Annotated in this window: 22 protein-coding genes and 2 tRNA genes; 16 read left to right on the forward strand and 8 right to left on the reverse strand. The window is 57.8% G+C overall.

What is annotated here, in order from left to right:
* Positions 1 to 211 precede the first annotated feature (211 nt).
* Genes ACNKH6_RS07665 through ACNKH6_RS07690 form a run of 6 tightly spaced genes read right to left on the reverse strand, consistent with a single transcriptional unit; the run spans position 212 to position 5,195 of the window.
* Entirely contained in the window at positions 212 to 589 is a 378-nt protein-coding gene (locus ACNKH6_RS07665) for a hypothetical protein (RefSeq protein WP_417914964.1), read from the reverse strand.
* A gap of 5 nt (positions 590 to 594) precedes the next feature.
* Positions 595 to 1,581, reverse strand: a complete 987-nt coding sequence (gene thiL / locus ACNKH6_RS07670) for a thiamine-phosphate kinase (protein WP_417914965.1) — start codon at positions 1,579 to 1,581, stop codon at positions 595 to 597.
* On the reverse strand, positions 1,568 to 3,373 hold the full coding sequence (gene ptsP / locus ACNKH6_RS07675) for a phosphoenolpyruvate--protein phosphotransferase (protein WP_417914966.1): 1,806 nt from the start codon (positions 3,371 to 3,373) through the stop codon (positions 1,568 to 1,570). The genes thiL and ptsP overlap by 14 nt, the downstream gene beginning before the upstream one ends.
* Positions 3,373 to 3,633, reverse strand: a complete 261-nt coding sequence (locus ACNKH6_RS07680) for an HPr family phosphocarrier protein (protein WP_417914967.1) — start codon at positions 3,631 to 3,633, stop codon at positions 3,373 to 3,375. Before ACNKH6_RS07680 ends, ptsP begins: the two co-directional genes overlap by 1 nt.
* Positions 3,634 to 3,638: 5 nt before the next feature.
* Positions 3,639 to 4,013 carry a hypothetical protein gene (locus tag ACNKH6_RS07685; protein WP_417914968.1) on the reverse strand — a complete coding sequence of 125 codons (375 nt, stop codon included), beginning with the start codon at positions 4,011 to 4,013 and terminating at the stop codon, positions 3,639 to 3,641.
* 9 nt (positions 4,014 to 4,022) lie between these two features.
* On the reverse strand, positions 4,023 to 5,195 hold the full coding sequence (locus ACNKH6_RS07690) for an HD domain-containing phosphohydrolase (protein WP_417914969.1): 1,173 nt from the start codon (positions 5,193 to 5,195) through the stop codon (positions 4,023 to 4,025).
* On the opposite strand from ACNKH6_RS07690, the gene ACNKH6_RS07695 reads away from it, so the two are divergent.
* The 4 genes from ACNKH6_RS07695 (at position 5,194) to clpA (ending at position 9,593) form a co-directional block, all read left to right on the forward strand.
* On the forward strand, positions 5,194 to 5,451 hold the full coding sequence (locus ACNKH6_RS07695; protein WP_417914970.1) for a hypothetical protein: 258 nt from the start codon (positions 5,194 to 5,196) through the stop codon (positions 5,449 to 5,451). The two genes, ACNKH6_RS07690 and ACNKH6_RS07695, sit on opposite strands and share 2 nt — an antisense overlap.
* Positions 5,424 to 6,770 carry a DNA polymerase III subunit delta gene (holA, locus tag ACNKH6_RS07700; RefSeq protein WP_417914971.1) on the forward strand — a complete coding sequence of 449 codons (1,347 nt, stop codon included), beginning with the start codon at positions 5,424 to 5,426 and terminating at the stop codon, positions 6,768 to 6,770. Before ACNKH6_RS07695 ends, holA begins: the two co-directional genes overlap by 28 nt.
* Before the next feature lie 152 nt (positions 6,771 to 6,922).
* The gene (clpS, locus tag ACNKH6_RS07705) at positions 6,923 to 7,240 is read left to right on the forward strand and encodes an ATP-dependent Clp protease adapter ClpS (protein WP_417914972.1); all 318 of its coding nucleotides are present in this window, start codon (positions 6,923 to 6,925) and stop codon (positions 7,238 to 7,240) included.
* A 55-nt stretch (positions 7,241 to 7,295) separates the two neighbouring features.
* The gene (gene clpA, locus ACNKH6_RS07710) at positions 7,296 to 9,593 is read left to right on the forward strand and encodes an ATP-dependent Clp protease ATP-binding subunit ClpA (protein WP_417914973.1); all 2,298 of its coding nucleotides are present in this window, start codon (positions 7,296 to 7,298) and stop codon (positions 9,591 to 9,593) included.
* 60 nt (positions 9,594 to 9,653) lie between these two features.
* Here clpA and cysK read toward each other — a convergent pair whose 3' ends face one another.
* Together cysK and ACNKH6_RS07720 are read right to left on the reverse strand one after the other, a co-directional pair.
* Entirely contained in the window at positions 9,654 to 10,580 is a 927-nt protein-coding gene (cysK, locus tag ACNKH6_RS07715; RefSeq protein ID WP_417914974.1) for a cysteine synthase A, read from the reverse strand.
* Positions 10,567 to 11,574 carry a serine O-acetyltransferase gene (locus tag ACNKH6_RS07720; RefSeq protein ID WP_417914975.1) on the reverse strand — a complete coding sequence of 336 codons (1,008 nt, stop codon included), beginning with the start codon at positions 11,572 to 11,574 and terminating at the stop codon, positions 10,567 to 10,569. The genes cysK and ACNKH6_RS07720 overlap by 14 nt, the downstream gene beginning before the upstream one ends.
* Before the next feature lie 366 nt (positions 11,575 to 11,940).
* Here ACNKH6_RS07720 and ACNKH6_RS07725 point away from each other — a divergent pair, with 366 nt between their 5' ends.
* From ACNKH6_RS07725 to ACNKH6_RS07780, 12 genes are all read left to right on the forward strand, one after another.
* Positions 11,941 to 12,324: a PilZ domain-containing protein gene (locus tag ACNKH6_RS07725; protein WP_417914976.1), complete on the forward strand. Its 384-nt coding sequence runs from the start codon at positions 11,941 to 11,943 to the stop codon at positions 12,322 to 12,324.
* A gap of 176 nt (positions 12,325 to 12,500) precedes the next feature.
* Positions 12,501 to 12,575: transfer RNA gene (locus ACNKH6_RS07730), tRNA-Val, on the forward strand.
* 105 nt (positions 12,576 to 12,680) lie between these two features.
* A complete protein-coding gene (gene thrS, locus ACNKH6_RS07735; protein ID WP_417914977.1) occupies positions 12,681 to 14,615 on the forward strand; it encodes a threonine--tRNA ligase in 1,935 nt (644 codons plus the stop codon).
* 12 nt (positions 14,616 to 14,627) lie between these two features.
* Entirely contained in the window at positions 14,628 to 15,176 is a 549-nt protein-coding gene (gene infC, locus ACNKH6_RS07740) for a translation initiation factor IF-3 (RefSeq protein WP_417914978.1), read from the forward strand.
* A gap of 66 nt (positions 15,177 to 15,242) precedes the next feature.
* On the forward strand, positions 15,243 to 15,440 hold the full coding sequence (rpmI, locus tag ACNKH6_RS07745) for a 50S ribosomal protein L35 (protein WP_417914979.1): 198 nt from the start codon (positions 15,243 to 15,245) through the stop codon (positions 15,438 to 15,440).
* Positions 15,441 to 15,473: 33 nt separating this feature from the next.
* A complete protein-coding gene (gene rplT / locus ACNKH6_RS07750) occupies positions 15,474 to 15,830 on the forward strand; it encodes a 50S ribosomal protein L20 (RefSeq protein ID WP_417914980.1) in 357 nt (118 codons plus the stop codon).
* Complete coding sequence (gene pheS, locus ACNKH6_RS07755; protein WP_417914981.1) at positions 15,830 to 16,837, forward strand: phenylalanine--tRNA ligase subunit alpha; 1,008 nt, start codon at positions 15,830 to 15,832, stop codon at positions 16,835 to 16,837. Before rplT ends, pheS begins: the two co-directional genes overlap by 1 nt.
* Before the next feature lie 57 nt (positions 16,838 to 16,894).
* Positions 16,895 to 17,689 (forward strand): hypothetical protein, encoded by a 795-nt coding sequence (locus ACNKH6_RS07760; RefSeq protein ID WP_417914982.1) that lies wholly within the window; start codon positions 16,895 to 16,897, stop codon positions 17,687 to 17,689.
* A gap of 53 nt (positions 17,690 to 17,742) precedes the next feature.
* The gene (gene pheT / locus ACNKH6_RS07765) at positions 17,743 to 20,175 is read left to right on the forward strand and encodes a phenylalanine--tRNA ligase subunit beta (RefSeq protein ID WP_417914983.1); all 2,433 of its coding nucleotides are present in this window, start codon (positions 17,743 to 17,745) and stop codon (positions 20,173 to 20,175) included.
* Positions 20,172 to 20,492, forward strand: a complete 321-nt coding sequence (locus tag ACNKH6_RS07770; protein ID WP_417914984.1) for an integration host factor subunit alpha — start codon at positions 20,172 to 20,174, stop codon at positions 20,490 to 20,492. Before pheT ends, ACNKH6_RS07770 begins: the two co-directional genes overlap by 4 nt.
* 82 nt (positions 20,493 to 20,574) lie before the next feature.
* Positions 20,575 to 20,651, forward strand: a tRNA-Pro gene (locus tag ACNKH6_RS07775).
* Positions 20,652 to 21,045: 394 nt separating this feature from the next.
* Positions 21,046 to 21,537, forward strand: a complete 492-nt coding sequence (locus tag ACNKH6_RS07780) for a DUF2058 domain-containing protein (RefSeq protein ID WP_417914985.1) — start codon at positions 21,046 to 21,048, stop codon at positions 21,535 to 21,537.
* The last annotated feature ends 5 nt before the right edge of the window (positions 21,538 to 21,542 follow it).

Raw genomic sequence — 21,542 nt, forward strand, 5'->3', positions numbered from 1 at the left:
ATTTTTATGTCCTCTTCGCCAGTTTGCCTTTTTTGGGGCTTAAATTTTAAATTAACAAAGTAAAACAACAAGTAACATAAATTTTAAAATATTGCAACCTAAAATTCGATATAGTGTCTATTTTGGCTTGCGGCATTGAAAAAACGATGTTGCAGGTCACCGCTTGGTTTTTAGTAAAATAAATTCGGCTAATGCCGCTGACCAATCAGTTTCAGTTCAAACAGACTGCCAGCAGCGTGAAGGCGGCCAGGATCATGCTGGAAAGGCACAGCTCTTTGGCCCGTTCTTTCTGCCATGAGCACAGGGCGGCTCCGATTGCCGCAACAGCGGCCAACGCGATGCCAAGTCTGCAAAGATGGAGCCAGTGCCGCAAGTGGTGAAGCTCGAAAGCGCATTTTTCCGCGTCGCTTTCGCACGTGCAGCTGGGAGTATCGCAAGTGAAGGAAAACGCCGCTGCGTTGTCGGCGCAGAGCTGTTCAAGGGCGGCCAATTTTCGTTCCAACAGGCACGGCGGCACAAGGGAGAGAATCAGGGCAAGAAAAGACAGACCCAACGCAGTCCTTCCAAAGGGATATCTGCGCCTGCTCATGATCGTTACCTCCTGAAATGATCAAAACCTTGAAAGGCAATTTGCTCCTCAATCCCGCCGCGCCGCAGAACAACGTCCTGTCCTGCCGTGATTGTTCCGACAGGGTAAATACTCCAGCCGTGCGCCGCTGCGTGCTGCCGCAGCCGTTCATTGTCTGTTGAAGCCGCCGTGAACAGCAGCTCGTAATCTTCGCCGCCGGAGATCATCCAGCGCAGGGCATCCTCATGAAGGAATTTCGCAGCGGCAGCCAGCCCATCGCTGCCGGGCAGCAGATCAGCCTCAAGCACCGCGCCGACACGGCTGGCCTTGCAGAGTTGGGCCAAATCCGTGGCCAAGCCATCGGACATGTCCATCATTGAGTGAACTAAGCCGGTTTCAGCGAGAAAACGGCCCAGCTCCACACGCGGCTGCGGATTGAGATGAGCGAGGAGAAGCTGCCGCCATTTTTCATCCTCCAGCGTTTTTCCTGCCTGAAGAAGAGCCAATCCGGCGGCTGACCAGCCCAGCGGCCCGGAGACAAAGACGGTGTCGCCGGGCTGTGCGCCCTGCCGATACAAGACCCGTTCCTTTCGCATTTCGCCGATCACAGTCAAGGTCAAGGAGATGCGCTCCGGGCAGCACACCGTGTCGCCACCGATCAGCAGACAGCCGTATTCCCGGCAGGCTTCGGCAAGTCCTTGGCTGAACTGCTTCACCCAGTCCTGCGAGAAATTTGCTGGCAGGCCGAGTGAAAGCAGGGCGAAGAGCGGCCTGCCGCCCATTGCCGCGATATCGCTGACATTCACCGCCACCGTTTTGCGGCCCAGCAGCTCCGGCGGATGCCAGTCGCGGCGGAAATGCACCGACTCAACCAGCGTGTCCATCGTCAGCAGCCAAGCGGTTTCGCGGTCTTTTTCGATCACCGCGCAGTCGTCGCCAATGCCGAGCAGCAGGCCAGCCGCGCCGCCGCCCGCGAGCTGGCGGATATGCTCAATCAGCTCACGTTCGTTCATCGCGGTCAATAAACTGGTCCGGGTAATTCTCGGAGAGATACTGGTTGAGCAAGGCGGCAGCCTCGCTGCTGTCCTTGCATTTGAGCACCTTGGCGGCCAGTACAGTCAGGCGGGCAAAGGTGGAATGACGGAGCAGGCGTTTGACATGGGGAATTGCAGAAGGCCGCATGGACAGCTCATCCAGACCAAGGCCGAGCAGCACCGGCGCGGTGAAAACATCGCCTGCCATTTCGCCACAAAGCGACACTTCGATGCCCTGCCGGTGGCCCGCCTCAATAGTCTGGCTGATCATCCGCAGCACCGCCGGGTGGAGGGGATCATACATTGAGGCCACGTACTCGTTGCCCCGGTCAATGGCCAGCGAATACTGAATAAGGTCGTTAGTGCCGATGCTGAAAAAATCCGCCTCCGCTGCGAGGCTGTCAGCCATCACCACCGCGCTTGGCACCTCAATCATAATGCCGAGTTCGGTGTTGGGATTGAACGGCACGCCTTCCGCCGCAAGCTGCTCCATCACGCTTTCAATCACCGCCCGCGCCTCGCGCAGCTCGCTGAGGGAGCTGATCAGGGGCAGGAGGATGCGCAGCCTGCCGTGCAGCGAGGCACGCAGCAGGGCGCGGACTTGGGTTTCAAAGAGGCTTCTTTCGCGCAGGGAGAAGCGGATTGAGCGCAGGCCGAGGGCTGGATTGCGCTCCCGGCTCAGGCGTAGCTCCGGCAGACGACTGGAGAGCTTGTCCCCGCCGATGTCCAAGGTGCGGATAGTGACTGGCTCAGGCGCAAGTGCCGCAGCCATGTCGCGGTACACCGTGAACAGGCTTTCCTCGTCCGGCAGGCGGCTGCCTTGAAGATAGCCGAATTCGGAGCGGAACAGGCCGATTCCGCTGGCCCCGTAGTAAATCACCGCCTCCACGTCCGGGATTTCGATGTTCGCCGAAAGCCGCACCCGCAGGCCATCCACTGTCTCAGACGCAAGGCGGATGTACCAGCTCATCTCGTCGGAGAAGACCCGGTGCTGGCGGTCGTACTCAAGATACAGCCGCTGCTGATCAAGGGTCGGATGCAGGCATATCCGGCCTTCGTAACCATCTACAATCACGGTGTCGCCGGTGCGGCAGCGGCTGGTGACACCACGCACGCCGACCACCGCTGGCAGGCCAAGCGAGCGGGCGACAATCGCGGTGTGCGAGGTGGAACCGCCTTTTTCGGTCAGAAAGCCGAGCACCTTGTCCGTGTGCATCCGTATCGTGTCTTCCGGCGAGAAATCCTCGCCAGCCACGATCACCGGTTCGGCAAAACCTGCCGGGAAACTGCGGCCTTGGCCGTTGAGCTGCTCGGCGATTAACCGGGCCACATATTCCACATCAGCGAAGCGGCTGCGGATGTAGTCGTCAGCGATGTGATCGAACTTCTTCTTAATGATGCCGAGGGTGCGGGTCAAGGCCCATTCGGCATTGATCTGCTTCTGGCGGATCAGACTCAACGTCTGATCAAGCAGCAGCCGGTCGCGCACCATGCGGATATGCGAATCAACTATCGCCACCGTATCGGCCAGATCGTCCTCAAACTGCTGGCGCAGGCTGATCAGCACCTGCTCGGCCCGCGCCACAGCGGCCATGAAACGGGCCTCCTCGTTTTCCGCCGCGCCCGGCTCCAAACGGTAACGGAGCAGGCCGTCCTCCTGCCGACTGAACACCACCACCTTGCCGACCACAATGCCCGGCGAACCGCTGATGCCGTGCAGGGTTTCCGGCTCGCCCGGTTCAAGCCGCTGCTCGAATTCACTGTCCATCATCAGGACTCCGCCCCAGAGGAAAAGAGCCGGTCTATGGCCTCAGCGGCTTGAGCGGCCTCCGAGCCTTCGGCGGTGAACGAGACCAAGCTGCCTTGCGCCAGCGACAAGCTGAGAAGTTCCAGTATGGACGAGCAGTCCACCGGCTCGCCTCGGCCTGTGATCCAGACCTGAGCTTTATGCGCCGCCGCAATTTCTGCCAGTTTGGCCGCCACCCGGCAATGCACGCCGTGTGGATTAGCCACCCGGCTTTGCCACGTCACGCGGCTCATTTGACGAACCGCAGGCCGCCGTTATGAGGTTTCGATTTCGGTTCCGATGCAGGCGGCGCAGGCTGCTTCCGGTCAATCCGCACAGCTTTGATGAACCTGCCTTCCCCGCCCATCGTGAAGCTCTCCTGGCCGGTGAACTGCGGAGTGCGCAGCGTCCAGACCACAGCTTGCGGCGGCACGGAGAGCAGATGGAGATGAAGATGCCACCATTCATCCCGGCGGGAATCATCCCGCTCAATGCCGGTCACGACGGCGTAAAGCAAGGCCGGCTGCTTGTTTTCTTCGGCCAACACCAAAACAATGTCGCCGGCCTCGGTGGTCTCTTTGAACGGAACGAGCTTCTTCAGCTCGGCTATGGCGTGCTCAATCATCGTGCGCTGTCACTGAAACTTCATCTGAATGGCATTCAAGGTGCCTGTAATTTGAAAAAAAATATCCACCAGCTCCGGGTCAAAGTGCTGACCGGATTCCTTGCGGATTTCTTCGTAGGTCATCTCTCTGCTCCACGCCTCTTTGTAGCTGCGCTTGGACGACAGCGCGTCAAAAACATCGGCCAAGGCGGCGATGCGGGCGGAAAGGGGAATCTGCTCGCCAGCTAATCCCTGCGGATAGCCGCTGCCGTTCCAACGCTCATGGTGATAAAGGATGATTTCATGCGTGACCCGGTCCAGCGACGAGGAGCTGGAAGAAATATCATTGAAGAGCCGGGCGCCGTACAGCGGGTGCTGCTTGATGAACTCAAATTCTTCCTGCGTCAGGCGGCCCGGTTTTTTCAGGATGGAGTCCGGGATGCCGATTTTGCCGACATCATGGAGCATGGAGGCATGGCTGATGATATCGCGGAAGTTGCGGATTTCCAAACTGGGCAGACCACGGTTTTCTGCCCAACGCTGGTACAGCTCGGCGCAGAAGGCGCTGACCCGCTGAACATGGGAGCCGGTCTCCTTAGGATCGTGCAGCTCGGCCATTTTCGCCATGCGCAGGAGCATCTCCCGGTTGAGGATGCTCCGTTCAATCAGCGCGGCGGCATTATTGCTGAAAATCGGCACCAAGGCTTTGACCTGCTCGGAAAAGACCGTCGGCCTGCCAAAACGGTTTCTGGCATTGATGAGCTGCATCACCCCGACCAAACGGTGGCCGCGCGAAATCAGCGGCACCGCAAGGATGGACACTGTGCGGTAACCGTTCTTGAGATCAAAAGAGGCATTGAAGCGGTAGGGCAGTCCCTCGGCAATGGCGTAGGCATCGTCAATTGAGACCATTTCCTTGGTCAGGGCGCAGTAGCCAACGATGGAGCTGTCGCTGACCGGCAAGGTCTCTGTGCCATACTGGAACCCCGCGCTTGCCCCGAAAATGCTGTCGTTCTGCACATGCCGGAACTCCAGCTCGCCGTTTTGCATGAGAAAAATTGAACCGGCATCCGCTTTGGCCAAGGCTCGCGCCTCGCGCAGGGTGCAGTCCAAAATCATATCCACATCTTGGAGCTGGTTCAGCTCGCCGATGGTGTTGATAATTGAAACAACAGTTTCCGTTTTCAGATGTTGTGAGAACATGAAACGCTTCGCGGTGGTGAGGGAATGGCTGGGCTGGCCTCAGCGGGCAAAGAATTCAACATATTACCCATCAGCTGCTGGAATTGCCAGCACTATTATTCCTATGCCTCTATTCAGCAGCTCCCCCGGCAGCACGGCAAAAAACGGCGTTTATTTTTTGACAATCCCGCCTGCCGGTGCTAAACCCCATGCTGTAGGCTTGATTATGAACCCGAACTTTGCCCGTCCATGCCCGTTTACGACCGCAGCAAGCTGAACGATCTGCTCCGCGAAATCAGTGGCGGTGCGCCGTGCCCGGCCCTGCTGCTTTTCGGCGAACGCTCGCTCTGCCAGCAGGCTGCCGAGCAGGTCTGCGCGGCCCTCTGCGCCAAGGGCGGCACAGTGCACGCCATTGACGGTGACAGCGAAGACCACGGCAGCACCTTGGCCAAGCTGCGCAGCTTCAGCCTGCTCGGCGGCAGGCAGATTTTTCGGGTCAACGGCAGCAGGCTCTTCCTTTCCAAAAATGTCGCCGAGGCGATCTGGAAAAAGGCGGTCAAAGCCTGGGAGGAGGGCAGCGCGGACAAGGCGGGGCGGCAGCTCCGGGCCATGCTCGCCGCAGCCGGATTGGACAGCGCGGACGATCCCGGCAGCCTGAGCGAGGAGCAGTGGAAAAAATGCTTCGGCTTTGCCAAGCCCGCAGGCAGTCTGAGCTGGACCGGCACGGTGCTCGGCCAGATGGAGGCGGTCAAATCCGGCCTTGCTGCGGGAGACGCAGGCGAGCTGCTGCTGGCGGCCTTGGAAAGCGGTTTACCCAAGAACAACACGCTGCTTCTGCTGGCCGAGGAGTTGGACAAGCGCAAGAAGCTGTACAAAGCCTTCAGCGCGAAATTTGCCGTGCTTGACCTGAGCGTGGACACTGGCTCATCCTCGCAGGCGAAAAAAGAGCAGGAGGCCGTGCTGCGCGAGCAGATCGGCAACACGCTGCACGAATTCGGCAAAACGTTAGACAAGGGCGTGATGGAGCAGCTATTGGAACGGGTCGGTTTCCATCCGGCGGCAGCAGTGATGGAGACGGAGAAGCTGGCTCTTGCGGTCGGCGATGCGCCCCGGATCACGCTCGACGACCTCAACCGCATGGTGGGCCGCACCCGCGAAGAGGCGGTCTTTGAGCTGACTGAGGCGGTGGGCAATAAAAACTTGGAAAAAGCCCTCTTCATCGCAGGCCGCCTGCAAGAAAACGGCATCCACGGTTTGGCGGTGCTGGCAACTCTGCGTAATTACGTCCGCAGCCTGCTTTTGTTCCGTTCCCTGCTGGAGCAGGAGCAGTACCGCTGGCGGGTCGGCATGGCGGCGAATGTCTTTCAGGAGCAGTGCCTGCCGCTGCTGAAGGCCAATCCGCGCTGGCAGAGCGAGCTGTCCGGCCATCCCTTTGCGTTGTATATGAAGTTCAAAACCGCCGCCGGATTTCCGCTGCCGTTGCTCCGCGACTGGATGCAGCTCCTGCTCGCTGCTGACCGGCGGCTGAAAGGCTCGCCCATCGCTGCCGACACTGTGGTGCAGCATACGGTGCTGGCCATGATGATAAGGCGATGATAATCGGCCCTCTTCGTGAAAGGGAACTTGCAAAATTAAAATCGGGCATTATACAATACAAGAAGGAACCAGCGTTTTTCCTGTTCCGGCAGGCCCCTGCGCGCGGGGCCGGGCAGCCGGGGCGCAAACTCAGCACAGCGGTCAGCAGCAGCATGAGCACCACCACTTATTCGGGAAGCAAGGAAGAAACCTTGATCAAAGACCGGGAAAAGCTCCAGGAGCCTCCCTTCTACAAGGTTCTTCTCCACAACGACGACTATACGACCATGGATTTTGTGGTCATGATACTGGAGATGATTTTCGGCAAAAACACGGAAGAGGCCACCGCGATCATGCTCAATGTCCATCATCAGGGGCGTGGCGTGGCCGGCATCTACACCCGTGAGATCGGCGAAACCAAGGTCGCGGAAGTGCATCAGCTGGCCCGGCAGAATGAGTACCCGTTGCGATGCTCCTTGGAGCGGGCCTGAGCAGCCGCGCATGACTCTGAACGAACGTAAAATTTTCACATAGAAGGCGGCCATCATGTTAAGCAGAAAATTGGAGCTGGCCCTCATCAAGGCCATAAAAGAAGCGAAAGCGAAGAAGCATGAGTATGTGACCGTCGAACACATGCTCTGGGGTCTGCTGCATGACGACATGACCTCCCAGCTTATTGAGAAATGCGGCGGCAGCAATGAATCGCTGAAAGAGCGGCTGGAGGAGTTCCTTGCTGCCGGGATTCCTCTGCTTCAGACTGGCAAGGCCGAGCCGTCTCAGACCGTGGCCTTCAACCGTGTTCTCCAGCGGGCGGTGAATCATGTTCAGAGCGCGGGCAAGCGCGAGGTGGACACCGGCGATGTGCTGGTCTCCATTTTTGCCGAGCCGGACTCGCACGCTGTGTATTTTCTCGGCAGCGAGGGCGTGGGCCGGATGGAGGTGATAGAATATCTTTCTCATCACATGGCTGAAAGCGGTGCGCCAAAAAACAACCCGCTGCCCATGGCCCGGCAGGCCGAGCAGCCGGACAGCCCGGCCAAAGAGCAAAAAAAGAAGGTCGAAGGCGAAGATCCGCTGGAGCTGTACACGGTCAACTTCGCGGTGTTGGCCGCCAGTGGCAAGATTGATCCGCTCATCGGCAGGGGCAAGGAGCTGGAGCGGATGATGCAGGTGCTCTGCCGCCGCCGCAAGAACAACCCGCTGTTGGTCGGCGAGCCGGGCGTGGGCAAGACCGCCATCGCCGAGGGCTTGGCTCTGCGTATTCATGAGGATGCCGTCACCCGCAAAAGCGAAACGCCTGACCCGTCTAAATTCGTTCCGGCTTTGCTGCAAGACACGACCATCTACATGCTCGACATGGGCGCATTGGTCGCGGGCACCAAGTACCGGGGCGATTTTGAAAAGCGGCTGAAGGCGGTGGTGAACACGGTGGAGAAAATGGAGCGGGCCATCCTCTTCATTGACGAGATGCACACCATCGTCGGCGCAGGCGCGACCAGCGGCGGCTCAATGGATGCCTCGAATCTGCTCAAGCCCGCGCTCCAGTCGGGCAGCCTGCGCTGCATCGGCTCAACTACCTACGAGGAGTACAAAAACCACATCGAGAAAGACCGCGCCCTGTCGCGCCGCTTTCAGAAAATTGATGTGGAAGAGCCGTCGGTTGAGGACACCTGCGCCATTCTGCGCGGCCTCCAGCCTCGCTACGAGCAGCACCATCAGCTCACCTATTCGGAGGAGGCGATTTCCGCCGCCGCCGAGCTGGCCAACCGCTACATCAACGACCGCTTCCTGCCGGACAAGGCCATTGATGTGATGGACGAGGTGGGCGCATCCATGCGCTTGGCCGGAAAAACCGGCTCTGTCGTCACGCTGGCTGATGTCGAGGCCATTGTCGGCAAGATGGCGCGGGTGCCGGTGGTCTCGAAAGTCAATAATCAGACCGAGGGCCTGCGCCATCTGGAGCGCGATCTGAAGTCAGTGATTTTCGGTCAGGACGAGGCGATTGTTGAAGTGGTGCGGGCGGTGAAGCGGGCGCGTGCAGGCTTGGGCAATCCCAATTCGCCTGCCGGGTCTTTCCTCTTCGCCGGGCCGACCGGCGTGGGCAAGACCGAGGTCGCCCGCCAGCTCGCCCAGTCGCTCTCCGTCCATTTTGAACGGATCGACATGAGCGAGTATATGGAGAAACACGCGGTGTCGCGGCTGATCGGTGCTCCTCCAGGCTATGTCGGTTTCGAGCAGGGCGGCCTGCTCACCGACGCGATCCGCAAGCACCCGCACACCGTGCTCCTGCTGGACGAGATCGAAAAGGCGCACCCGGATGTTTTCTCGATCCTTCTGCAAGTGATGGATCACTCGACCCTGACCGACAACAGCGGCAGGCGGGCGGATTTCCGCAATGTGATCCTGATTATGACCACCAATGCAGGGGCGCGGGAGATGACCGAGCGCACCATCGGCTTCACCGGCGACTCCAAAGGCAAGGAGCAGAAAGCCCTGAAGAATCTCTTCTCGCCGGAGTTCCGCAACCGTTTGGACAGCATCATCACCTTCCATCCGCTCCAGCTCGTGGCTGTGGAACGCATCGTCGGCAAGATGATTCACGAGCTGGAAAGCCAGCTTGCTGATAAAAACGTGACCATCACCCTGACCACGGCGGCCCGCAAGCATTTGGCCGAACAGGGCTACGATCCAGCCTTTGGCGCACGGCCTATGCGCCGCCTGATCATGAAGGAAATCGGCGACGTGCTCACCGAGGAAATTCTCTTCGGCAAACTGAGCAAGGGCGGCAAAGTGCAGGTCGGGTGCAGCAAAGGCAAGATCACCTTTGAATATTCCCGGCAGTAATTTTTTTCTGTCTGATCAAGGAGTTTTGATCAGACAGTTTTATTTTTCCGCATCGCCTGCTCAAACCTCCGCCATCAACTCGGTGCTGAGATACCGCTCGCCGGTATCCGGCAGCACTGTCACAATCCGCTTCCCTGCATTTTCTGGTCTGGCCGCGAGCTTCAAAGCTGCTGCTGCCGCTGCGCCGGAAGAAATACCGCAGAGTATGCCTTCCTGCCGCGCCAGACTGCGGGCTGCCGCCATCGCCTCGTCGTTGCTGATCTGGACGATTTCATCAAGCAGGCTGGCATCTAAATTTTTCGGCACGAAACCCGCGCCAATGCCCTGAATTTTATGCGGCCCTGACTGTCCGCCGGAGAGCACCGGCGAGGCGGACGGCTCCACAGCAATGACGCGCAGCGCAGGGTTGCGTTCTTTGAGAAAACTGCCAGTGCCGGTGATGGTGCCGCCGGTGCCCACGCCCGCGACAAAAAAATCAATGCGTCCGCCGGTCTGCCGCCAAATTTCCGGGCCGGTGGTGCGCCGGTGCATGGCCGTGTTGGCCGGATTTTCAAACTGATTGGGCATCCAAGCCTTGTTGTTCTCTTGCAGCAGCTCCTGAGCGCGGGCTATCGCGCCTTTCATGCCCAAAGCACCGGGAGTCAGCACCAACTCCGCGCCGAGATAGGCCAGCAGCTTGCGCCGCTCAATGCTCATGGTTTCCGGCATGGTCAGGATGAGCCTGTAACCCCGGCTGGCGCAGACAAAGGCGAGGCCAATGCCGGTGTTGCCGGAGGTTGGCTCAATAATCAGGGTTTCCGGCGCAAGCAGCCCCTGCGCTTCGGCATCCTCAATCATCGCGACCGCGATCCGGTCTTTCACGCTGCCGAGCGGATTGGCGGACTCCAGTTTCACCACGATTTCCGCGCCACAGCCTGCGCCGAAACGGTTCAGGCGCACCAAAGGTGTGCCGCCGACACTGGCCGCCAGATTGTCACAGATTTCCATTTTTTCCTTCTCCTGCCGCATTGGATTCGCTGCTGTTTTTGCCGAGATAGATCAGCTCCGGCTGCTTGAGCAGCACCTTGGTGTCCGGGCCAACGCTTTTAGTCAGCCAGACGTTGCCGCCGACAATAGCCCGTGCGCCGATCACCGTGTTGCCGCCGAGAATGGTGGCGTTGGCGTAGATGATCGCGTCATCCTCAATGGTTGGATGACGTTTGGCGTTTTTCAGCCGTTGCACTTCCTCTTTGGACAAGGAAAGCGCACCAAGGGTCACGCCTTGGTACAGCCGCACCCGCCTGCCAATGACGGTGGTCGCGCCAATAACCACGCCCGCGCCGTGATCAATGAAGAAGGATTCGCCAATCGTCGCGCCGGGGTGGATGTCAATGGCGGTGCGGTGGTAGGCGTATTCGCTCATGATGCGCGGCAGCAGCGGCACGTCCAGCTCATAAAGCCGGTGCGCCAGCCTATAAACAAAAATGGCGAAAAACCCCGGATAGCTGAAAATCACCTCATCCGCGTTGGCTGCTGCCGGATCACCTTCAAGGGCGGCTTGAATGTCGGTCTCCAGCGTCTCCCGGATCGCAGGCAGCGAGCGGATGAACTCTGCCGCCAGTCCGCTGCTGCGCTCGCCGCAGAGAGAACAGGAATGGCGGCGGCGGAAGCATTCATGCCGCAGGGCGGAATTGAGCTGGTGACTGAGATTTTTATGAAAAATTGTGAGGTTGTGGCCGAGATGATAGCCCAGGCTGGACGGGCTGGGCAACGTTGAGCGGCTGAAATAGCCGGGAAAAAGGATGCGCTGGGCCTCCAGAATCAGTTCGATGGTCTCATGCCGTGACGGAATCTCCACCGGCTCGATGTGACTCGACCAGCGGCGCGAGCTGAAGCCTTCGGCCAGCCTGCCGACTACAGAGGGAATGAAATCAGACTCTGGCGCGGCAGACAGCCGCACCTCAGAAGCGCAGCCGCAGTTTTCTGCTATATTGTCAGGCATTTATTCAAAATGAATGAGGAGTTGCTCACCGCTCATCACGTATTGCGATCTGTGAGAAGGCAGCTCAAGACTCTTTTGGAAGCAGCCGTTGTTGCGCTTCGTCTCTGAATAACAGAAAAACTCCGATCTGTCAAAAGGAAGTGGGAGGCAAACAGCCCGAACGGCTCCTTCCGCTGACAAATTTTGTCAGTTAGTGACAAAATTTGTCAGTCAACTCTTTCTGCCGCCGTTATTTTTCGCGTCGCGCAAAAAAAAATCTTTTTTAGAAACAGCCAGCTCTGTTTTTTGGTTATCCTAAAAGAGTCTGGCATATAATTTGCATGAGTATCCAAAAAGATTATATCGCGATACCGCAAGGAGAGCAGCATGGAGAGCGCGAACCGCCGTCACTTTATCCGGGTGGATGTGAAGCAAGAGGCAGTGCTTGATTTTGGTCCGCCGCAGCATGAGCAGTATGCTGTCAGCAATCTGAGCTTAGGCGGAATGTTCGTTACAGGGCGGAACAGCCAGCGGCCCGGCGACATCTGTCTGATCAAGCTGAAAACGGGTGTGGAGGACATCCGCGCTAAAGGTGAGGTGGTGCGGGTCGGCGGCGACGGCATGGCACTCAAATTCACTGCAATGCCCCTCGACAGTTTCCTCTTTCTCCAGACTGTGTTGAGCACAGCGGACGGTGCCTTCGCGCCTGCCGAAGAGCCGGTCAGCCGCATTGGTTTTGCTCAGGATGATGCACTCTTGGTCTATAGCTGACAGTTTCCTGCGCGATCTTGAAGAAAAGCGGATGCCTTTTTTCTTTTCCCTTGACAGCACCCCCTGTTTGCTGGTATTGACAAGCTGCTTCGCATGACGTAATATGCTGCGACCTGATGCAGGGGGCCTGCAGCAGACAGCCTGCGGCCTTGATAAGAAAAAACGGAAAATTTTGCAGGCACGTAGCTCAGTGGGAGAGCGCTACCCTGACACGGTAGAAGTCGGCGGTTCGAAACCGCCCGTGCCTACCAATTTTTAAGCACAGGGCATAAAGGCTAAAGGTCAGATGAGCAGCGTCTGGCTTTTTAGCCTTTCCTTTTTTGCACCTCATTTTCACGCTGTTATCGGCAGAAAGCATGACCTCAATCGCAGTCTCCATATCCGGCGGCGAGGCGAAGAGCTTCCCGGCAGGAATCGCCGCCCAGGACGCGCTCAAAGAGCTGGTTTCCGGCAAGCAGCGCAAACAGGCCGTGGCCGTGCGCTGCAACGGCAAGGCCCTTGATTTGTCCGCGCCGCTGCGCGAGGATGCCGCCTTGGAGCTGATCACCGCTGATTCGCCGGAAGCATTGCAGATGCTGCGGCATTCGGCGGCGCACATCATGGCCCAGGCGGTGAAGGAGCTGTTCGGTCAGAATGTGCAGGTGACCATCGGCCCGGCGATTGAGGATGGTTATTATTACGATTTCGACCGTCAGCCCGCCTTCACGCCGGATGATTTTGCAGCGATTGAGGAGAAGATGGCGGCCATCGTCAAAGCGGCCCTGCCGTTTTCACGCCGTGAGCTGCCGATTGCCGAGGCTGTCGATTTTTTTGCCAAGCAGGGCGAGACCTACAAAGTTGAGCTGATCCGCGATCTGGCGGCGCAGGGCGAGACGGTTGTTTCCCTCTATCAGCAGGGCGATTTCATTGATCTCTGCCGGGGGCCGCATATCCCGGACACCTCGTGGCTGAAGAGCTTCAAGCTGCTGCGCGTGGCCGGTTCCTACTGGCGGGGCGACGAAAATAATCCCATGCTGACGCGCATTTATGGTACCGCTTTCTTTGATGCCAAAGAGCTGAAGCAGTATCTGGAGCGGATTGAGGAGGCCAAGCGGCGTGATCATCGCAAATTGGGCAAGGAGCTTGGTCTTTTCACCATTCAGGACGAAATCGGGCCGGGGCTGATTCTTTGGCAGCCGCGCGGCGCACTGCTGCGGCGTTTGCTGGAGGATTATTGGAAGGACGCGCATTACCAGAACGGCTATCAGCTCCTCTACACCCCGCACATCGCCCGCCAGGATTTGTGGAAGACCTCCGGCCACTTGGATTTCTACGCCGAAAACATGTACTCGGCGATGGACATTGACGAGGTCGCCTATCAGCTCAAGCCAATGAACTGCCCCTTCCACATCGGGGTGTATAAGGCCGAGCCGCACAGCTACCGCGAATTTCCTATCCGCTGGTGCGAGCTGGGCACGGTCTATCGCTACGAGCGGGCTGGCGCGCTGCACGGTCTGATGCGGGTGCGCGGCTTCACGCAGGACGATGCGCATATTTTCTGCCGCCCTGATCAGCTCGAAGACGAGATTTTCAACATCATTGACCTGAACCTGCACGTCCTCCAGACCTTCGGCTTCAGCGAGTATGATGTCTATCTTTCCACCCGTCCGGCTAAATACGTCGGCAGCGATGAGAATTGGGACTTAGCCACGCGCGCGCTCCAGCAGGCGATGGACAAAAAAGGGCTGGCCTATTCGGTTGATCCCGGCGAAGGCGTGTTCTACGGCCCGAAGATCGACATCAAAATCAAAGACCAGCTCGGACGCTCGTGGCAGTGCTCCACCATTCAGGTGGACTTCAATCTGCCGGAACGCTTCAGCATGAGCTACACCGGTCAGGATGGTGCAGAGCATCAGCCGATTATGATTCACCGCGCCCTGATGGGTTCGCTGGAGCGCTTCATCGGCGTGCTGATCGAGCATTACGCCGGAGCCTTCCCGCTCTGGCTGGCCCCGGAGCAGGCCCGGATCCTCAACATCACCGACAGCCAGGCCGAATACTGCGGCAAGCTGCTGACAGAGCTGCGCAAGGCGGGCATCCGTGTCGAGGCTGATCTGCGCAACGAGAAGCTCAATTATAAAATTCGGGAGGCCCAGTTGATGAAGACTCCCTACATGCTTATCGCGGGCGACCGGGAAATGCAGGAAGGCACCGTCACTGTGCGCAAGCGCAGCGGTGAGAACCTGCCCGCCATGTCACCGCAGGAGTTCTCGGCCTTGGTGCGCCGGGAATGCGAAGAACGAGCAGTCTGACAAACGGAGACAATGGACAGCAAACGGAAGCCGAAAAAAGGTGCGCAGCAGGAAATCAGAGTCAGAATCAACGACGACATCCGCTATCCTGAGGTCCGGCTGCTGGGGCCGGAGGGCGAGCAGCTCGGTGTGATGTCCTCGGCGAAAGCCCGCCAGATCGCCTTGGAGCAGGGGCTGGATCTGGTCGAAATATCGGACAAGGCCAGTCCTCCGGTCTGCCGGGTGATGAATTTTGACAAATACCGGTACGAGCTGAAAAAAAAGCAGCAGGAAGCGAAGAAGAAGCAGACGGTCGTCGAGACCAAGGAAGTGAAGTTCCGGCCCAAAACCGAGGATCACGACTTGGATTTCAAGATCAAGAACATCCTGAAATTTGTTGAAAAGAAAAACAAGGTCAAAATAACCATGCAGTTCCGGGGCCGGGAGATTGTGCACGCCCAGACCGTTGGCATGGAGGCGATCAAGCACATCGCCGACGCGCTGCGCGAGCACTGCGCCATCATCCAGGAGCCGACTATGGAAGGCCGGTTCATGATCATGTTTGTCGGGCCGAAGCCCTGAGCACCAGTTGCAGCAGAACCAGAAATCAGCGCGGGCTGCGGCCCTGCGCCATTAAGGAGACTCATCATGCCTAAAATGAAAACCCACCGGGGCGCGGCAAAGCGGTTCAAGCTGAGTGCCACCGGCAAAGTCCGTTACGGCAAAGCCTTCGGCTCTCACATCATGACCTCGAAAAGCACGAAGCGGAAACGGCGGATGCGCCAGAACGGCGTGCTGGATGCGGTGGACACCAAAAATGTGCGGCGGATGCTGCCTTATCTGTAATTCGACGAATTTTCAGCAAAACGGAGTGAAACAATGCCACGCGCCACACGCGGGTTTAAAGCCCGCCGCAGAAGAAATAAAGTCTTAGATTTAGCTAAAGGATTCCGGGGCGGCAGAAGCCGTCTGTTCCGCACCGCTGCCGAGGCCGTTGACCGCGCCCTTTGCTACGCCTACCGTGACCGGCGCACCAACAAGCGCAATTTCCGCGCCCTGTGGATCACCCGCATCAGCGCGGCGGCCAAGGCCAACGGCATCAGCTACAGCAGGCTGATTAACGGTCTGACCAAGGCCGGCATTGAGCTGGACCGCAAGGTGCTGTCCAATTTGGCTATTGTTGATCCAGCCGCCTTCAGCGCGGTGGTGAAGCAGGCCGCTGCCAAACTCGCCTGATGGAAGAAACGCTGCGCAGGCTGCTGGCTGAGGCCGCAGCCTCTTTGGAAGCGGTCAGCGGGCTGGCCGGTTTGGAGGAAGTCCGGGTCAAGTATTTGGGCCGGAAAGGGCTGCTGGCCGAAGCTATGAAGCAGCTTGGCCAGGCTGCGCCGGAAGACCGTCCGCGCTTAGGCCAGGCCGCCAATGCGGTCAAGCAGGACGTGGAGCGTCTCTTTCAGGTCAAGAAAGAGGCTCTGGAAGCTGGCTCGCGAACGGTCAGGCAGCAGCTTGACCTCAGCCTGCCGGGCCGTTTCATTCCCTTCGGCAAGCTCCATCCTGTCACCCAGGTGATGGAGGAAATCTGCGCCGTTTTCGAGGGGATGGGCTTTGCCGTGGCTGAAGGCCCGGACGTTGAGACCGATCATTACAACTTCGAGGCTCTCAACATTCCGGCGCATCATCCGGCGCGGGACATGCACGACACTTTCTATGTGTCCGATTCCCTCCTCCTGCGCACCCACACCTCGCCGATGCAGGCGCGGATCATGGAAAAGCAGGAACCGCCGCTGCGCTACATCGCGCCGGGCAAGGTTTATCGCTGCGACTCCGACATCACCCACACCCCGATGTTTCATCAGGTCGAAGGCTTTTTGGTTGACCGCCAAGTCTCCTTCGCCGATCTGAAAGGGGTGCTGTCTCTTTTCACCCGCCGCATTTTTCACGGCGACCTGCCCCTGCGTTTCCGGCCCAGCTTTTTCCCGTTTACCGAACCCAGCGCGGAGGTGGACATTGCCTGCGTGATCTGCAAAGGCAGCGGCTGCCGGGTTTGCAAGCAGAGCGGCTGGCTGGAGATTCTCGGCGCGGGCATGATTGATCCGGCGGTGCTGACGATGGTTGGCTACGACCCGGAGCAGTTCTCCGGCTTTGCCTTCGGTCTTGGCGTGGAGCGTATCGCCATGCTCAAATACGGCATTGACGATATCCGTCTGTATTACGAGAACGATCTGCGTTTTCTCCGGCAGTTTTAATAAATCTAAGCCGTTTTTCGTTTCCATATAGAATAGCGGCATTAGGTATTTTTTATTATGGCAGAACCAAAAGCAAAAACTTTGCAGCAGCGTTTTGGCTTCATGGATACAGACATGAAGAAGCCCAAGCATGATGAAATAATGCTCTGGCTGGATAGTATTGTGGAGGAAAGGATTGCTAGTTGGATTAAACATGAACCTGAATGGAATTCAGAGATAATATCTGATTATCAAAAAGTTTTTTCAAATAGTCGTCAAAATCTGCTTCTTTTTCTTGAACGCAGGAAAGGACGGATTGAAAATGATATCAAAGAATTTGAATCTCTTAAAGAAGCGGATAAGTATTCCTCTTATTATGAGAGTCGTTACAGAGAAAGCTTAGAGGATTTAGGATTATTAAAAGAATTGCATGAAAAAGCTGCGCGATTAGAAAAACTTGATCCAGTGCCAGTTAAACCGTCTCTGTCAAATATAAAGAAAATATGGGAGTGCCCAGTTAAAGGATATAATGACTATATAGTAGGTTTTATAGATTTGAAAGTAACATATGATTACCCTGAACTTATTCTTGCAGGAATATCTATTCCTGCTGACTTATATAGAATAAGTGGCATCACTTGGTCTCCAAAATGGGAGGTTCATACTATACAGCAAGGACATTATCCTTGTGCTGATCCTATCTATTTTGAAGTTAAAACCGAAATACCAAGTTTGGGAGAATTGATTCGCCAGATTAATATCTATAGAGAATATGGTGCAAAGAAAATATTTGTGGTTTCTCCAGATGACCGTTACGTTAGCGTGCTACAAGAACAAGGGATTGGATTTATAAAATATATCCCCAACAAGTAAGTGCTTTTTTGAAAAAGTAAAAAAATAATTGGTGTTACCTATACAATAATTCTATGAAACTCACTCTGAGCTGGCTCGGCAACTATATCTCCCTTGATGGCCTGTCCGCAGAGCAACTGGCAGCCCGCCTGACCATGCTTGGCTTGGAAGTGGAGGCGGTGCAGGAGCTGTACGCCGGACTGGATGCGGTCAAGACCGCAAAAGTCCTGTCCGTGCGCAGACATCCTGACGCAGACCGGCTCACTCTCTGCGAAGTGGAAGTCGGCGACAAAATTCTGCCCATCGTCTGCGGCGCACCCAATGTCCGCGAAGGCTTGGTCACGGCCATCGCCCTGCCCGGCGCAAAGCTGCCCGGCGGCATGGAGATCAGAAAGGCCAAGGTGCGCGGCCAGGTCTCGGAAGGAATGCTCTGCTCGTGGAAGGAGCTGGGCATCAGCGAGGCCAGCGCAGGCATCGTCGAGCTGGATTCTGCCTTGGCTTCTGGCCAGCTGCTGCGCGAGGCCCTCGGTCTTGCGGATACGATGATCGAGGTTGATCTCACGCCGAATCGCGCTGACTGCGCCAGCGTGCTCGGCATTGCCCGCGAAGTGGCCGGAGTGACGGGCCAGACTGTCCGCCGTCCGGTGGCCGCGCTGCCGGATTTATCCCAGCCAGCCGCTTTCACCGTGGCCATTGACGAGCCGCAGCTTTGCCCGCGCTACGCCGCCCGCAGGCTGACCGGCGCGACGGTCAAGCCCTCGCCGTGGTGGCTTCAGCGGCTGCTCTTGGCCGTTGGAATGCGCCCGATCAACAACATCGTGGACATCACCAACTTTGTCATGCTGGAGTACGGCCAGCCGCTTCATGCCTTTGATTACGCGAAGATTGCGGGCCAAGGCATCGTTGTGCGGCGGCCACAGGCTGGCGAGACGGCATTCACCACTTTGGACGGCAGCGAGCGCGGCCTTGAGCCGGACATGCTCCTGATTTGCGACCGGGACAAGCCGGTGGCGATGGCCGGAGTCATGGGCGGCCTCAACTCCGAAGTGACGGACACGACCACCGACATTCTCCTCGAATCCGCCTGTTTTGCTCCGGTTTCCATCCGCCGCACCGCCCGCAGGCTGAATCTGACCTCGGAAGCCTCCTACCGTTTTGAGCGCGGCGTGAACCCGGAGGGCGTGACTGAGGCTCTGGAACGGGCAGCGCAGCTTATCTGCGAATTGGCCGGGGCGACGATGGCGGACGGCGTTGATCAGCATCCGGGCAAAAAAGAGCCGCTTCAGCTTGAGCTGCGGGTGCGGCGGGTCAACAACCTGTTGGGTACCAATTTCAGCAGCGGACAGATTGCCGCCTGTCTGCGCGGGATTGAATTCGCCGTTGCCGGTGAGGGCGAGCTGCTGCGCGTGACCGTGCCCGCTTTCCGCGTGGACATTGAGCGCGAGGTTGACCTGATTGAGGAAGTGGCCCGTCTGACTGGCTATAACGAAATTCCGGTCACGCTGCCGGTGATGGCGATGGACTGCCCGCAGCCGAAGCCGCTGCGCCAGCTGCGCCAGAAAATTGCCGCGACCATGACCGGGCTGGGTTTCTACGAGGCAGTCAATTATTCCTTTGTCAGCAAAAAATACAGCGATCTGCTCAGGTTGGCGGCGGACGATCCGCGTCGGCAGCAAGTGGAGCTGCTCAATCCCCTCAGCGAAGATCAGGCGGCGATGCGGACGATGCTCCTGCCCGGCCTCTTGGACAATGTCCGCCGCAACATCAGCTTTCAGCAGACAGATGTCCGCCTCTTTGAGACCGGCAAGGTCTTTGTCTATACTGCGCCCGGCCAGCAGCCGATTGAGCGGCATCAGCTCTGCGCGGTGATCAGCGGAGGCCGTCACCCGGAAGCCAGCCCGCTCTATTTTTCCAGCCAAGAGAGCGATATTTTTGATCTGAAAGGTGCGGCGCAAGCTCTGCTGCGCGAGCTGCGGCTGACAGCGGCTGTCAGCTTTGCGGCGGCGGAAGGGCAAGCGCAGCCGTACGCCGAACCCGGCTCCATCCTCCGCATCATGGCAGGCGGCGAGCAGCTTGGTCTGATCAGCAAGGTGCCCCGCGCGGTCGCCCGCGCCTTCGGCATCAAGCAGGATGTGTATTTCCTCGAACTGGAGCTGGAGCCGTTCAATGCCCTGCCAGCGTCGGCGAAGAGTTTCAGCCAGCTCAACCGCTATCCCTCGATGCGGCGCGACATCGCCCTGCTGGTGCCGGAGAGCGTGGCGGCGGGCGACCTCCTGCAAGATATCCTTGACCACAGGATGCAGCATGTGGTATATGCTGATATTTTTGACGTGTACAGCGGCAAGCCGATTGCAGACGGCATGAAAAGCGTGGCCTTGACCGTCACCTACCGTTCCGCAGAAGGGACGCTCGACGACGAGACGGTCAACGGCTTCCACGAAAAAATAGTCAGCTCGCTGATGTCCCGCTTCGGCGGCAGATATCGCGAAATCAAGGAGGCAGCATGAACGAGCAGAAAGAAGAAGCAGACAAAGGCAATGTGACCCGCAAGGAACTGTCGATTTCCATCAACGAGCGGCTGGGCATCTCCCAGCGCAACGCGGCCAAGATGGTGGACACTATCTTTGCGGCGATGAAGGACACGCTGGTCAACGGCGAGTCGCTCAAGCTGGTGCAGTTCGGCACACTGACTGTGCGCGGTAAGTCGCCCCGCCGTGGCCGCAATCCCCGCACCGGCGAGTCCATGACCATCACCAAGCGCAAGATGGTCACCTTCCGGCCCTCCAAACGCCTGCGCGAGCTGCTCAACGAGGACGAGAACTGAGGTCTAAAAACGGCGCAGGCGGGCAAGTAGCTGTTGACAGTCCGCGCCGGAAAATGGTAGATATAGCCCAACAAAATGATTTCGGAACGTAGCGCAGCCTGGTAGCGCACCTGAATGGGGTTCAGGGGGCCGGAGGTTCAAATCCTCTCGTTCCGACCAGCAAATGCAAGGAGTCAAGCGGAGACGCTTGACTCCTTTTTTGTTGTATTTTAACTGTATGGCGTGCAAGCCCGTTCGTATTTGCATCAAGTCCCCGTTCCCAAGCCTGACAAGGTGTCAGCCATCCGCCGCGCCTGTCGGAGACGATATTTGCGGAGACCGCGATTACGGCGCAATTCCCTACAGATGGCTGACGGGTGCCGACTGAGCTGCAAGACTGTGGCGGATGATTTAAATCCTGCTTGCTTCAACGCATAAATCTGGTTACGATCTGCTTCGGTGATTACATGCGCGCTCTTCTTGCTTGCCGTGAGCAATTGAGCCATCATACTGCCACAGCTCATTTTTTTCTCAATCCAGTTTACAACTTGAATTCAGGTTTCATCTCTTCATCATGGGCAATAACCCGTTACAAGCGCAGCTCCTCAAGGCTGGTCTGGTCAGCAAAAAACAGGTCAGCAAAGTCAAGCAGGAGCTGTATCAGAACCGGAAGCAAAAAGAGCCGGTCAAACCGACAGTCAATCTTGCTGAACAGGTAGCGGCGGCAGAACGAAGCCGGGAGCTGAATCGGCAGTTGGCTGAGGAGAAAAAACAGCACGAGCTGCAAGCGCAGATCAAACAGCTCATTGAGACGAACCGCCTGAAGCGGGACGGACGCGGCTGTCCGTACTATTTTGTCGTGCAGGGAAAGAAGATCGACAGGATATTTGTCGCGGAGGAGATGACTGAACGGCTCAGTCGCGGCCTGCTGGCGATAGTCAGAAGCAAAGACGGCGTGGAGGTGGTGCCTGCGAAAGCCGCGCAGCAAATTGCCGAGCGTGACCCGGCGGCGGTGCTGGTCTTGCATGAGGCAGGGAAAGCGGAGACGGAAGAAGCAGCGTCCTGACGGCA

The organism is Candidatus Electronema sp. JM, from assembly GCF_048287415.1.
Classification (GTDB): Bacteria; Desulfobacterota; Desulfobulbia; order Desulfobulbales; family Desulfobulbaceae; genus Electronema.